The sequence below is a fragment of the Pseudomonas sp. GW821-FHT10C09 genome (assembly GCF_059415465.1).
Genome location: NZ_JBWKNG010000001.1, coordinates 153,157 through 167,127 on the forward strand (window position 1 = coordinate 153,157; position 13,971 = coordinate 167,127).

Consider the following 13,971-nt stretch of genomic DNA (forward strand, 5'->3'; position numbering starts at 1 on the left):
CTATTTACTCAACAACACTTCCAAACAGGCGAATTTGCGCTTATGTTACGCCGTAGCCGCAACAATATAGTCATACAATAAGAGAATCGATCATGTCTGATAAGAAACCCACCCTGCGCTCCGCCCAATGGTTTGGCACCGCCGACAAGAACGGCTTCATGTACCGCAGCTGGATGAAGAATCAGGGCATCGCCGACCACCAGTTCCAGGGCAAACCCATCATCGGCATCTGCAATACCTGGTCGGAACTGACCCCGTGCAACGCGCACTTCCGCCAGATCGCGGAGCACGTCAAGCGTGGGGTGATCGAGGCCGGTGGCTGGCCGGTTGAATTCCCGGTGTTCTCCAATGGCGAATCCAACTTGCGCCCGACCGCCATGTTCACCCGCAACCTGACGAGCATGGACGTCGAAGAAGCGATTCGCGGCAACCCGATCGATGGCGTGGTACTGCTGACCGGTTGCGACAAAACCACCCCGGCATTGTTGATGGGCGCAGCGAGTTGCGACGTGCCGGCCATCGTCGTCACCGGCGGTCCGATGCTCAACGGCAAGCACAAGGGCCAGGACATTGGCTCCGGCACGGTGGTCTGGCAGCTCAGCGAACAAGTGAAAGCCGGCACCATCACCCTCGACGACTTCCTCGCGGCCGAGGGCGGCATGTCTCGTTCGGCGGGCACCTGCAACACCATGGGCACGGCATCGACCATGGCCTGCATGGCCGAAGCACTGGGCACTTCCCTGCCCCACAACGCGGCGATTCCGGCGGTTGATTCTCGACGTTATGTGTTGGCGCACATGTCCGGCATGCGTGCTGTGGAGATGGTTCGCGAAGACTTGAAGCTGTCGAAAATCCTCACTAAAGAAGCTTTCGAAAACGCCATCCGCGTCAACGCCGCCATCGGCGGTTCGACCAACGCGGTGATCCATTTGAAAGCCATCGCCGGCCGCATCGGCGTGGACCTGGAACTGGACGACTGGACCCGCATCGGTCGCGGCATGCCGACCATCGTCGACCTGCAACCGTCCGGGCGCTTCCTGATGGAAGAGTTCTACTACGCCGGCGGCCTGCCCGCCGTGCTGCGCCGTCTCGGTGAAGCCAACCTGATCCCGCATCCGAATGCCTTGACCGTCAACGGCAAGACCCTCGGCGAGAACACCAAAGACGCACCGATTTACGGTCAGGACGAGGTGATCCGCACCCTCGACAACCCGATCCGCGCCGACGGTGGCATCTGCGTGTTGCGCGGCAACCTGGCGCCACTCGGTGCAGTGCTCAAGCCGTCCGCAGCCACGGCAGAACTGATGCAGCATCGCGGGCGCGCGGTGGTGTTTGAAAACTTCGACATGTACAAGGCGCGGATCAACGATCCGGAGCTCGACGTCGACGCCAACTCGATTCTGGTCATGAAAAACTGCGGTCCCAAGGGTTATCCGGGCATGGCTGAAGTCGGCAACATGGGTTTGCCGGCCAAGCTGCTGGCGCAAGGCGTGACCGACATGGTGCGCATTTCCGATGCGCGCATGAGTGGCACCGCGTATGGCACCGTGGTGTTGCACGTCGCGCCGGAAGCGGCGGCAGGCGGGCCGTTGGCCGCAGTGAAAGAAGGTGACTGGATTGAGCTGGACTGTGCCAGCGGGCGTTTGCACCTGGATATTCCGGATGCTGAACTGGCGGCGCGGATGGCGGACCTGCAACCACCGCAACAGATGATCCTGGGCGGCTATCGTCAGCTGTACATCGACCATGTGCTGCAGGCGGATCAAGGTTGCGACTTCGACTTCCTGGTCGGCTGCCGCGGCGCCGAAGTGCCGCGCCACTCTCACTAACCCCACCGTCCTCCTGTGGGAGCGAGCTTGCTCGCGATAGCGGAGTGTCAGTCGATATCAACTTGACTGGTACACCGCCTTCGCGAACAGGCTCGCTCCCACATTTGCTTTGCATCTGCCTCAAGATCCCGTCGTGCCTGTTATCATGCGCGACACCCCTTCGCACAGGACCGCGCCGTTCCCCATGGATTACCGCAAACCCTCCGACCGCAAAAGCATGCACTCGCGCATTGTCCAGGAACTGGGCATGCAGATCGTTTCCGGGCGCTTCAAGCCGGACGACAAACTGCCCGCCGAAGCCCTGCTGTGTGAGGAGTACGCGGTCAGCCGCCCGGTGCTGCGCGAAGCCACCCGAGTGTTGGTTGCCAAAGGTTTGGTGTATTCGCGCCCGCGTGTCGGCACGGTGGTCAAGCAGCGCAAGGAATGGCACATGCTCGATCCGGACGTTTTGCACTGGTTGATGCAAAGCAGCCCGCAGAATCAGTTTTTCGATTTGCTCACCAGTGTGCGCAGCATCATCGAACCCGCCGCCGCTGCACTGGCCGCGCAGTTCGCCACGGAGGCTGACATCGCCTCCATCGGCGAAGCCTACCAGCGCATGGAAGCGGCACCGACCCCGGAAGCGTTGCTGCAACCGGACCTGGACTTCCACAGCCGCATCGCCGATGCGACCCACAACGACTTGCTGGCCAACCTGTGCAACATGCTGTCGGTGGCGATTGCCGAGGCGTTGAAGCATTCCAACCAACGGCCGAACCTGCATGAACTCGCGCTGCCCCGGCACAAGGCAATCCTCACCGCCATCGAAAATCGCGATGCGCTCGGCGCACGGCACGCGACGCTGGTGCAGCTGGATGATGCGCGCAGTGCGTTGAATGTGGTGTTGGGCAGCGATCCTTCCTGAAAAAATACAATCCAACGGCTACAAAAAACCCCTGTGGGAGCGAGCCTGCTCGCGAAGGCGGAGTGTCAGTCGATATCATCTTGACGGGTACACCGCCTTCGCGAGCAAGCCCGCTCCCACATGGGTTTAGCGTCAACCTTCAGATGTAAAAAAGCCGCAACCAGGGTTGCGGCTTTTTTGTTTCAGGCAAGGATCAATGAGCGAACAGCGAGTTGCCCTTCTGCCCGGCCAGTTTCTCCGGTTTGATCAGGAAGCGGGCCAGCGCCGGCAACAGCCACAGCGCGCCGAACATGTTCCAGAGCAGCATGAAGGTCAGCATCAGGCCCATGTCGGCCTGGAACTTGATGGCCGAGAAGATCCAGGTGCACACACCGATCGCCAGGCACAGACCGGTGAACAGCACGGCTTTACCGGTGGACTTCAGTGTCTGGTAATAGGCTTCTTGCAACGGCAGACCGGCACGCAGGAAGCTTTCCAGGCGGCTGTAGATGTAAATGCCGTAGTCCACGCCAATCCCCACACCCAACGCTACTACCGGCAACGTCGCGACTTTCACACCGATACCCATGAAGGCCATCAAGGCGTTGCCGAGTACCGAAGTCAGCACCAGCGGCAGGACGATACACAAGGTCGCCGCCCACGAACGGAAGGTGATCATGCACATGGTCGCAACGCAGATGTAGACGAGGATCAGGATGGTCAGCTCGGATTCCTTGATCACCTCGTTGGTGGCCGCCTCGATCCCGGCGTTACCGGCGGCGAGGATGAATTCCAGACCGTCCTTGTTGTTCTCCTTGGCGAAGTCCTGCACCGCATGCACCGCACGATCCAGCGTTGCCGCCTTGTGATCGTTGAGGAACACCAGCACCGGCGCCAGGGAGCAACTGTTGTTGTACAGGCCATCGGCACGCGCAATGGAGTTGTTCAGCACGTCCGGGTTACGCGACAGGGTTTCCCATTTCAGGTTGCCCTCGTTCATACCCTTGATCATCTGCTTGGACACGGTCACCAGGGAAATCGCCGACTGCACGCCCTCGGTGTTCTGCATCTTCCACATCAGCTCATCGATCGGCGCCATGGCTTCATAGCGTGAGCAACCTTCTGCCTTGGTCTTGACCATCACCACCAACACATCGGAACTGGTGGAGTAGTTGCTGATGATGAAATTGTTGTCCTTGTTGTAGCGCGAGTCCGGACGCAGCTCGGGAGCGCCCTGATCGAGGTCGCCGATTTTCAGGTTCTGGCTGTACCAGAGGCCGCCACCGAAGGCGATCAAGGCCAGGAAGATCGACACCGGCGCGACTTTCTTGCTGGCGAAGTTCGACAGCAGACGCCAGAACGGGTGCTCGCGGTGTGCATCTTTCTTGCTGCGTTCGACGGCGCGCTTGCTGATACCGACGTAGGAAATCGCCACCGGCAGCAGGATCAGGTTGGTGAACACGATCACCGCCACGCCGATGGACGCGCCGATGGCCAGTTCACGAATCACACCGATATCAATGATCAGCAGCGTGATGAAACCCACCGCATCCGCGAGGATCGCGATCATCCCCGGCAGGAACAACTGACGGAATGTGCGTCGCGCAGCGGTCAGTGCGTTGTCGGCCTCGCTGGACTGCAAGGCGATACCGTTGATCTTCTGTACGCCGTGGGAAATACCGATGGCGAAGATCAGGAACGGCACCAGCATCGAGTACGGATCGAGCCCGAAGCCGAAGAAGTGCATCAACCCCAGTTGCCAGACCACCGCCACCAGCGTGGTACTGAGGACCGCCACGGTGCTGCGCATGCAGTTGGTGAACCAGTACAGCAGGATCAGCGTGATGATGAAGGCGACGCCGAAGAACATCACCACCATGACCAGGCCATCGATCAGGTCGCCGACTTTCTTGGCGAAACCGACGATGTGGATCTGCACGTTAGGGTTCTGTTTTTCAAACTTGTCGCGGATCTTTTCTTCCAGCTGGTGGGAGAACTGGCGGTAGTCCAGTGCCAGCAACTTGCCCTGGTCCTGCGGGTCCGGGTAGGACTCCAGCAGCGGGATATCGACGATGCTCGACTTGAAGTCGTTGGCCACCAGACGCCCGACCTGACCGGACTTGAGGACGTTGTTGCGCAGCAGATCGAGGCTTTGCTGGGAACCGTTGTAGCTCTGCGGAATGACTTCACCACCGGCGAAGCCCTCCTCCGTCACCTCGGTCCAGCGCACGCTCGGGCTCCACAGCGACTTGAGGCCGGAACGGTCGACGCCGGAAATGTAGAACACCTCGTCGTTGATCTGACGCAGGGTCTCCATGTATTCCTTGGAGAAGATATCGCCGTCAGTGGCTTCCACCGAGATGCGTACGGTGTTGCCCAGGTTCGCCAGATCGTTGCGGTGCTCCATCATTTTTTGAATGAAGGGATGCTCGAGCGGGATCATTTTTTCGAAACTGGTGGACGGCCGGATCAGCGTCGCCTGCCAGAACAGAAAAATACTGACCAGCAGGCAGATCGTGATCACTGCCGGGCGGTTGTTGAAAATCAGGCGCTCAAGAAACGTCGCCTTGTCCTGGTGATGACTTGTCATGGATGTCATAGCTCCGCCCTTCTTATTATTTACCCAGCTCTGAGCCGGTTGGCGAAGTAGCGCGAACGCCGCCCTGTCCTGCCAGAATCAGATTGCCGTTGCCCGCCGCCGTGACTGCCGAAACGGAAATGCGATCCGGACGGTTGAACACGCTGAAGGTTTCGCCGTTGTCGTTGCTGCGGATCACCGAGCCGCCGTTGCCGACGATCACGATGGAACCGTCGTCGAGCAGCGTTGCGCCGGACAACCCGAACTCCAGCGCGCCGCGAGCGGCTTTCAGCTCAACCTGTTCCCAGGTGCTGCCGAAATCCGTGGAGCGGTAGAGATTGCCGCGCAGGCCGTAAGCCAGCAGCGTATTGGCTTGCGCCGTGCCGATCACGCCGAACAGCGAGCCTTGGTACGGGCCTTCAAGTTTTTCCCAGGTCTGGCCCCAGTCAGCAGAGCGGAACATGCTGCCCTGTTCACCGACGATGAACAGCCCGGCATCCTTGACCGATGCGATGGCATTGAGGTGGAACTGGTCTTCGTTGTCGAGGCGATCACTGGCGTCTTCCCAGTTTTTGCCACCGTCGGTGGTTTCCAGCAGCGCGCCATACGCGCCCACGGCAAAGCCGCTGTTGGCGTCCTTGAACCAGACGTCGAGCAGCGGCGCTTCGCGTTTCAAATCTTCGAATTGCTTGGTCCAGGTGGCGCCACCGTCCTCGCTGGCGAGGATCTGTGCGTCATGGCCGACGGCCCAGCCGTGTTTGTCATCGACGAAAAACACCGATGTCAGCAGCGCCCGGGTCGGGACCTTGGCTTGAACCCAGGTTGCGCCCTGGTCGTCGGAATACAGGATGTGCCCGCGATCACCGACCGCCACCAGGCGCTTGCCGGCGTGGACGACATCGAGCATCAGGCTTTTGGCAGCCTTGGCCGATTCAATGGAATAAACAACATCGGATGCTGGCGCGGCAGCGGCCAGCGCAGGTGCCGACAATGCGGCACAGCCCAACAGCGAGAGCGCTGTAGCCAGCAATGCGAATTTGCGCAGTGCCGGCGGGCGGCAGATACCCACACCCATGACAGGCTCACTCATAGACCTTCCCCCATTATTATTGTTAGGTCGTTCAACCTTTCAGGGCGCCGTAAGGTGGCTCGTTGTGATTGGCAGTCTGGAGCTTAGTCCTGAAACGCGCAATCTAGAGCCCCTTCGGAAGCTGGCTTATCCTATCGGGGTTTGGAAAGGTCTGACAATCGACGCCACGTTATGTTTTGTTAACCTGAGGGGGATGGGTAGGTGCTGAATAGCACAGCATTCGGACGCGTGATTTCGATGCGTGTACATATCCGTTGCTGCGGTAACGGCTGATTATGGTTTCGCTCTTACAGCGAGTCCCTTTTTCAAACGCCAAAAAGGAACCAAAAGGCTTCGCCCCGGCGTACGGCACTTCGCTAAGGCTCAGTGTTCCCTTGCTACGGTATCCATCAGGGGGCATCGCCTACGGTCTGCTTCGCTACGACCTCCTCTCGATGTGTGCGGCTTCGCCGCACGGCGCTACGCGCCTACCCCCCTGATGAACACCTACGCTCGGCCTGCCGAAGGGGCGAAAGATCAAAAGCAGATCAAAAGCCAAAGCCAAAGCCAAAGCCAAAGCCAAAGCCAAAAGCTTCGCGAGCAAGCCCGCTCCCACATTGAATCGGCGTACACCCATTGCTTCTCACCACTCAACAGGCCGAGCGTTAGCTCGCCTGCAGCTTTTGATCTGCCCGCCCCTTCGGGAGGCTGAGTGGAGGTGTGCATCCGGGGAGTGGCGCGTAGCGCCGTTCGACGCAGTCGAACACGCTGCATGTAGGTCGTAGCGAAGCAGACCGGAGGGCAGTGTCCCCGGATGGATACCGGAGCGAAGGAACGCCGAGCTTTAGCGAGGGGCCGGACGCTCGGGGCGAGCCTTTTTTTGCTTACTTTTTTTTGGCGTTTGAAAAAAAAGTGAGTCGCCGTAAGGGCGAAACCCTAAGTGGCCGTAACCGCAGGAATGGATATGTACACCACACCGAGAAAGAGAATGGTCGGCTGTCAGGCCGCCAAGGCAGAAAACCCAGCTCCCACAGGGCCCGAATGAACCCTGAGGGAGAAAACCCAGACTCAGGCCAGGCTCTTGCTCACAACTTCAAACACATCGCTGGACAACTGCCCCGAAGCACGAATCCGCTCCAGCTCGCCCTTCATCAACGCCTGACGCGCATCGTCATACTTGCGCCAGCGAGTCAGCGGTGCCAACTGACGGGAAGCGATCTGCGGGTTAAACCCGTTCAACTCGATCACCAGATCCGCCAGAAAGCGATACCCGGAACCATCCGCCGCATGGAAGTTGATCAGGTTCTGCCCGGCAAACGCCCCCACCAGCGCCCGTACCTTGTTCGGATTCTTCATGTTGAACGCCGGATGCTGCATCAACTGACGCACACGCCCCAGACCACCCGGCAATGCACTGCCCGCCTGAACACTGAACCACTGATCCATGACCAGCGGATTGTCCTTGAAGTGCTCGGCAAAACTCGCCAGCGCCTTGGCTTTATCTTCTTCAAACGACGAATTGACCAACACCGCCAACGCCGTCAGGCGCTCGGTCATGTTATCGCTCGCCTCGAACTGCTCAAGCGTCGCCGCCAACACTTCCGGCTTGCCGCTCAACATCAGGTACGACAGCGCAATGTTCTGCAACGCACGACGAGCAAAGTGCTCGGCTTCGGCCACATAAGGGGTCTTCTTCGACAGATCACGATTGGCCTGATAACGCAGCCACAACGCCTCGAACAACCCGTCAGCCAATTGCTTGCGCGCAAACTCACGGGCAATGTGAATTGCATCGACGTCAGCCACTTCGCTGATTTCCGTCAGGTACGCCTCACCCGGCAACGAAAGCATTTCCGCGACCATCGCCTGATCCAGCTTCTCGTCCGACAGCACGGTGCGCAGGGCAGAAATCAGGCGCTGATCCAGCACCAGCGTTTCACCCGCCTGATGCTGGGCAATCAGCTCTTGCAGCACTTGCACCGACAGCTGCTGACCGGCATCCCAGCGATTGAAACCATCGCTGTCATGCTGCATCAGGAACATCAGTTGATCGCGGTTGTACGGGAAGCTCAATTTGACCGGCGCCGAGAAACCACGCAGCAACGAAGGCAACGGCTGTTCAGCGATGTCGACGAAGGTAAACGTCTGCTCGGCTTCGGTCACCGAGATCACCCGCGACGTACCCTGAGCGCTGGCTTCGCCGGACAGGCGCAAGGCAATCGCCGCGCCTTTGGCGTCCAGCAGGCCCAACTCCACGGGAATCACGAACGGCAGTTTTTCAACCTTGTCCGGGGTCGCCGGGCAGCTTTGGCGGAAGGTCAGGCTGTAGGTTTTCGCCGCCGCGTCGTAGGACTCGCTCACCGCCAAGCGCGGAGTACCGGCCTGGCTGTACCAGCGCTTGAACTGGGTCAGGTCGACACCGTTGGCGTCTTCCATCGCCTTGATGAAGTCGTCGCAGGTCACGGCCTGGCCGTCGTGGCGGTCGAAATACAGGTCACTGCCTTTGCGGAAGCCGTCGGCCCCAAGCAAGGTGTGAATCATGCCGACCACTTCCGAACCCTTTTCGTACACGGTCAGGGTGTAGAAGTTGGAAATCTCGATGAAGCTGTCCGGGCGCACGGCGTGGGCCATGGGGCCGGCGTCTTCGGCGAACTGGTGCGTGCGCAGGTAAGCCACGTCCTGGATGCGTTTGACCGTGGCCGAGTTCATGTCCGAAGAGAACCCGGCATCGCGGAACACGGTGAAGCCTTCCTTCAGCGACAGCTGGAACCAGTCGCGGCAGGTCACGCGGTTGCCCGACCAGTTGTGGAAGTACTCGTGGGCAACGATGGCTTCGACGCGCTGGTGCGCGGCATCCGTGGCGGTTTCGGCACGGGCCAGCACGGCGCTGGAGTTGAAGATGTTGAGGCCCTTGTTCTCCATGGCGCCCATGTTGAAGTCGTTGACCGCGACGATCATGAAGATGTCCAGGTCGTACTCGCGACCGTAGACCTCTTCATCCCAGCGCATCGACTTCTTCAGGCTGTTCATGGCGTGCTGGCACTTGTCGATGTTTTCCGGCTCGACGTAGATGCGCAATGCCACGGAACGCTCGGTCATGGTGGTGAAGGTGTCTTCGACACACCACAAATCACCGGCCACCAGCGCGAACAGGTACGCCGGCTTCATGAACGGGTCTTCCCAGGTCGCCCAGTGCCGGCCGTCTTCGCCGGGACCGCTGGCAATCGGGTTGCCGTTGGACAGCAGCACCGGATAGCTGTGCTGCTCGGCGACGACCGTGGTGGTGAACTTGCTCATCACGTCCGGGCGGTCGAGGTAATAGGTGATCTTGCGGAAGCCTTCGGCCTCGCACTGGGTGCAGAACATGCCGCTGGATTTGTACAAGCCTTCCAGCGCGGTGTTGGTTTCCGGGTGAATCTTGACGCTGGTATCGACCGTGAAGGTGGTGCTGGTCGGGTGCAGGGTCAGGTGATTCTCGGTTAGTTGATAGTCGCTTTCGCTCAGCTCGCGATCCGCCAGGGTGACCGACAAAAGCTCAAGCTGCTGACCATCCAGCACCAGCGGCGGCAGGCCCGGGCCGCGCTCGGGATTGCGGCGCATCACCAGTTGCGCATGGACCAGGCTGTGGTCCTCGAACAACTCGAAGGTCAGGTGCGTCTCGTCGATCAGGTACTCGGGCGCCTGATAGTCTTTCAGGTAAATCATCTTCGGTTGTTCGGTGCGCATGCTGGAGTCCTTACTGATGCACGGCGAGCTGATAAGCCGTGTATTTACGAATATTGATCACGCCGGTGTCGAAGATCAGGTATTGACCCTTGACCCCCAACAGCGTGCCTTCGGCAATCGGATTCTTGTCCAGGTTGAAGCTGACGATCTTGGCCGGGTATTGCTCGACCGGATAGCGGATTTCGAGGGTATCTACGTCGGCAATGGTCTGAATTGCTTGTAGGCCAAATCGTTCCTGCAAGGTTTGCAGGCCCTCGGCGCAGCTGTCGAACAGCTGATCGCGTACTTCGGCCAGGTCCACCGACACCGCTTCGCCCTTGAGCAAGGCACGCCAGTTGGTCTTGTCCGCCACCTGGCTGCGGAACAGGTCTTCGACGAAGCCCGACTGCTGACGGGTCGACACGCGCATGATCGGCAACGCCTGGCGGGCGCCTTGATCGATCCAGCGGGTCGGCAGTTGGGTGGCACGGGTAATCCCGACTTTCACCCCCGACGAGTTGGACAGGTACACGATGTGGTCGGTCATGCAGAACTTCTCGCCCCACTCCGGCTCACGGCAAGTGCCGGCGTCGTAGTGGCAACGCTCCGGGCTCATGATGCAGAGGTCGCACTGCGCCAGTTTGGTCATGCACGGGTAGCAATAGCCCTGGCTGAAACTGGTTTTGGTCTTGCGCCCGCAATGGGAGCAAAAGATCGCCCCCAGGTATTCCAGGCGTACGGTGGTCCCGATCATCGGATTGACCGGCACCTCGACATCGCCCAGACGAAACGCGTACTGCACGTCAGACCCGTCAAGACGCGCCGACATTTTACTGATTGCACCGCGGCCAATCTCGATCAATGGATGGCTTCCGACTTGAACAGAATGTTCGGTACGCTGATCGACTTCGAACTGCATTCCTGCGGGCCCATGTAACCGGTGCGCTGGTCTTCGGGCAGGTTCTGGATTTCCCAGGCGATCATCGCTTGCAGCGACAGCTCGCGTTGTTCGGCGGTGAGTTTGCCACCGTCGGACCATTTGCCGATTTCCACCGCCAGTTTCAGGCTCTGGTAGATATCGGGGGTGATGTTTTGGATCATTTCGTTAAAAGAGGACATCAAGGTCTCCGCGCTCTTTAATACATAAACTGTTTTAGGCGGCCAGTTTACGGCGGTTGTACAAACCACCCAACAAACCGGTCAGGCATCCGACGAGCAACCCGCCGACGTGCGCCGCATTGGCAATTTCACCGAAGCCGATCATCGAGACCAGCCCGGACAGGCACAGCACCAGCCACACCAGCATCATCACCAGCACGCCGCGCGGCAGGCGATAAGCCGGGTTCGGCGACAACAGCTGGAAGATCCAGCAATGCCCGAGCAGGCCGTACAGCACGCCGGACAAGCCACCGAACAAGGTCGGGCCGCTGAAATAATATTGCGCATAGTTGGAGACGAGGCTGAACAGCAACGTCAGGCCGATCAGGTTGATGCTGCCCTGGCGCGACTCGATGCGCCGGCCCAATTCCCAGTACCACATGCCGTTCATGGCCAGGTGCAGGATGCCGAAGTGGATCAGCATCGGCGTGATCAACCGCCACCACTGCCCCGCCGCCAGGCTGTCGGCCAAAGGTACGAAATGGATGTACTCGCCGACGACACGAAAATCGAGGAAAGTCAGCCAGCGCATCGTGTCGAGGTTTTCGCCCAGCAGCGTCACCGCGCCGACAAGGATGCTCAGCAGCAAAATCGCCGCGGTCGCCCTGGCGTAACGCAGTTGCTCGACAAAACCGGGGCGCCTCGTGGTTTGCGCTGCCGGGATGTCGAGCTGCTGATCGGGATCACCGGCCGGAAAACGTTCGTACAACGAACGCACGTCTTCGCTGATGTTGGACGGCACCCAAAGCACCTGCTCGCCCGACTCCTCGCTGACGCGGTGCGGCACCTGCATGCGCTGCAGCAGTTTGACGAACCCGCTCAAATCCACCGCCAGCGGCAGACGTAATACGGCAACCACACTCATCGCAGCACCTCCGGCCGTTCGACATCGACCCAGACAAATTTATGTGGATCGAGCCGGGTTTCCTGATCCAGCCGATAGGCGACCAGTTTGCCGTAGAGCACGGCGCTGTAATCCAGGCAGGCCAGGTTCGGGCGGATCGGTGCCGGTTTGCCGCTGCGCCAGTAGTGGCCGACGAACAACAGCGGCTCATCGACGCCATAGCGCAGCAAGGTATTTTTTTCCGTGGATGACAGTGGCGTCCTGGCCACCGGCTCGGGCAAGGCGTCGGGCTGGAACACAATGTCTCCGTAGGTTTGCGGGTCGTCTTCCCAGAATTTGGTCCGGAAGAACGAACGCACCAGGCCGTCGCCGCTGGTCATGGTCAAGCCATCGGGCAGGCGCATGTCGGTGCCGCGCAGCAACCGGTCGAACACGGTGCAGGCGAAGCTGCCCGGCACGGCCGACGCCTGGAGGAAATGCTCATCGACGCAACCGTTGGGGAATAATCCGCGCAACGGCTCGATCAGGCCCGAATCCCAGCAGGCATGCACCACCCGGAAGCGCCCGGCATCGACGAACAACGGCATCTCGTAGAACCATTGCAGGAAGTCATGCCAGTCACCGGGATGGTCTTCGAACTGGGTCAGGGTTTCACCCAGCAACCGGGCATGGCGCGGCGTGTGTTCACGGACGAACTGCTTGCCGCTGCCCGGTGGCGCCGGCGTGCTCCAGCCCAGCGCGTTGAATTCATGATTGCCCATGATGCACAACGCCTGGCCGGCCTCGACCATGTCATGGACGATGTGCAATGCCTCGCGAATCCGCGGGCCGCGATCAATGATGTCGCCCACAAACACGGCCATGCGCGACGGATGCCGCCAGACGCCACCTTGTTTGTGGTAACCGAGCCGGTCGAGCAAGTGCTCAAGGGTCAGAGCGCAACCGTGCACGTCACCGATCAGGTCGTAGCTACGCGCGGGATCGAGCATCAGTCGCCTCCACCACCCAATCGACTGCCCCAACCGAGCTTGGTCCGACAGACTTCATAGTAGTTGTGGTCAAGCGGATGGATCAGCCGCAGCTTCTGCGCTTTTTTGCTGATGGTGATGGTGTCACCCGGCGCGCAGGTGAAGTGGTTCTGCCCGTCACAGGAGACTTGCGGGTAGATCTGCATATCTTTGGACACGACGATTTTCAGCTCACTGTTGCCATCGACCACAATCGGCCTGCCCGACAAGGTATGGGGGTACATCGGCACAATCACAATAGCGTCAAGCTTGGGATGCATGATCGGTCCGCCCGCCGACAGCGCGTAGGCGGTCGAACCGGTGGGCGTCGCGACGATCAGGCCGTCGGCCTTCTGGCTGCAGACGAACTGGCCGTCGATGTACAGTTCGAACTCGATCATCCGCGTTGATTTGCCGGGGTGCAGCACCACATCATTGAGGGCATCGCCCTGACCAATGGCTTCGGCGTGACGGCGGACTTCGGCTTGCAGCAGGAAGCGGTTTTCCACCAGGTAGTGGCCGTCGAGCACTTCGGCGACTTTGACTTCCAGCTCATCGGGGCGGATATCAGTCAGGAACCCGAGGCTGCCACGGTTGATGCCGAGCACCGGAATATTGTGTTTGGCCAGCGCGCGAGCGGCGCCCAGCAGGCTGCCGTCACCGCCGACCACAATCACCATGTCACACACTTCGCCGAGCATCTTGCGGGACGAGGTTTGCAGGCCATGACCGGGAAGGACTTCGGCGATGGTGTCTTCGAGGATCACGTGCAAGTGACGATCGAGCAGAAACCGTTTCAGTCGGCGGACGGTATCCAGCACCTGGGAACTGCCCAGGCGACCGATGATGCCGATATTACGAAATTGCTCCATGGGGTTCCTGCAAGGACGGCGAAAAA

At 59.9% G+C, this 13,971-nt stretch carries 10 protein-coding genes; 2 read left to right on the forward strand and 8 right to left on the reverse strand.

The annotated features are described in order from the left end of the window. Positions 1-92: 92 nt before the first annotated feature. Positions 93-1,829 (forward strand): IlvD/Edd family dehydratase, encoded by a 1,737-nt coding sequence (locus AC07N8_RS00635; protein ID WP_077432073.1) that lies wholly within the window; start codon positions 93-95, stop codon positions 1,827-1,829. A 184-nt stretch (positions 1,830-2,013) separates the two neighbouring features. Continuing rightward, complete coding sequence (locus tag AC07N8_RS00640; RefSeq protein WP_027923408.1) at positions 2,014-2,733, forward strand: FadR/GntR family transcriptional regulator; 720 nt, start codon at positions 2,014-2,016, stop codon at positions 2,731-2,733. A gap of 193 nt (positions 2,734-2,926) precedes the next feature. On the opposite strand, the gene AC07N8_RS00645 is transcribed toward AC07N8_RS00640, so the two are convergent. The 8 genes from AC07N8_RS00645 to AC07N8_RS00680 form a co-directional block, all read right to left on the reverse strand. Further along, a complete protein-coding gene (locus AC07N8_RS00645) occupies positions 2,927-5,302 on the reverse strand; it encodes an efflux RND transporter permease subunit (RefSeq protein WP_027923407.1) in 2,376 nt (791 codons plus the stop codon). A 25-nt stretch (positions 5,303-5,327) separates the two neighbouring features. Beyond that, entirely contained in the window at positions 5,328-6,380 is a 1,053-nt protein-coding gene (locus tag AC07N8_RS00650) for a WD40/YVTN/BNR-like repeat-containing protein (protein ID WP_493144836.1), read from the reverse strand. Positions 6,381-7,427: 1,047 nt separating this feature from the next. Further along, a complete protein-coding gene (gene pepN / locus AC07N8_RS00655; RefSeq protein WP_483844097.1) occupies positions 7,428-10,085 on the reverse strand; it encodes an aminopeptidase N in 2,658 nt (885 codons plus the stop codon). Positions 10,086-10,095: 10 nt separating this feature from the next. Continuing rightward, the gene (locus AC07N8_RS00660; RefSeq protein ID WP_483844096.1) at positions 10,096-10,926 is read right to left on the reverse strand and encodes a DUF2797 domain-containing protein; all 831 of its coding nucleotides are present in this window, start codon (positions 10,924-10,926) and stop codon (positions 10,096-10,098) included. After that, complete coding sequence (locus tag AC07N8_RS00665) at positions 10,923-11,183, reverse strand: YeaC family protein (protein WP_483844095.1); 261 nt, start codon at positions 11,181-11,183, stop codon at positions 10,923-10,925. The genes AC07N8_RS00660 and AC07N8_RS00665 overlap by 4 nt, the downstream gene beginning before the upstream one ends. Positions 11,184-11,217: 34 nt before the next feature. Beyond that, positions 11,218-12,087: a rhomboid family intramembrane serine protease gene (locus AC07N8_RS00670; RefSeq protein WP_483844094.1), complete on the reverse strand. Its 870-nt coding sequence runs from the start codon at positions 12,085-12,087 to the stop codon at positions 11,218-11,220. Continuing rightward, complete coding sequence (locus AC07N8_RS00675) at positions 12,084-13,058, reverse strand: metallophosphoesterase (protein ID WP_483844099.1); 975 nt, start codon at positions 13,056-13,058, stop codon at positions 12,084-12,086. Before AC07N8_RS00675 ends, AC07N8_RS00670 begins: the two co-directional genes overlap by 4 nt. Next, a complete protein-coding gene (locus AC07N8_RS00680) occupies positions 13,055-13,945 on the reverse strand; it encodes an NAD(+) kinase (RefSeq protein ID WP_027923400.1) in 891 nt (296 codons plus the stop codon). Before AC07N8_RS00680 ends, AC07N8_RS00675 begins: the two co-directional genes overlap by 4 nt. Positions 13,946-13,971 lie beyond the last annotated feature (26 nt).

Bases quoted from the DNA above. Each gene is read 5' to 3' on its own strand.
- AC07N8_RS00645 (WP_027923407.1), bottom strand. From the start codon at position 5,302: ATGACAAGTCATCACCAGGACAAGGCGACGTTTCTTGAGCGCCTGATT.
- AC07N8_RS00635 (WP_077432073.1), top strand. From the start codon at position 93: ATGTCTGATAAGAAACCCACCCTGCGCTCCGCCCAATGGTTTGGCACC.
- AC07N8_RS00670 (WP_483844094.1), bottom strand. From the start codon at position 12,087: ATGAGTGTGGTTGCCGTATTACGTCTGCCGCTGGCGGTGGATTTGAGC.
- AC07N8_RS00640 (WP_027923408.1), top strand. From the start codon at position 2,014: ATGGATTACCGCAAACCCTCCGACCGCAAAAGCATGCACTCGCGCATT.
- pepN (WP_483844097.1), bottom strand. From the start codon at position 10,085: ATGCGCACCGAACAACCGAAGATGATTTACCTGAAAGACTATCAGGCG.
- AC07N8_RS00665 (WP_483844095.1), bottom strand. From the start codon at position 11,183: ATGTCCTCTTTTAACGAAATGATCCAAAACATCACCCCCGATATCTAC.
- AC07N8_RS00680 (WP_027923400.1), bottom strand. From the start codon at position 13,945: ATGGAGCAATTTCGTAATATCGGCATCATCGGTCGCCTGGGCAGTTCC.
- AC07N8_RS00650 (WP_493144836.1), bottom strand. From the start codon at position 6,380: ATGAGTGAGCCTGTCATGGGTGTGGGTATCTGCCGCCCGCCGGCACTG.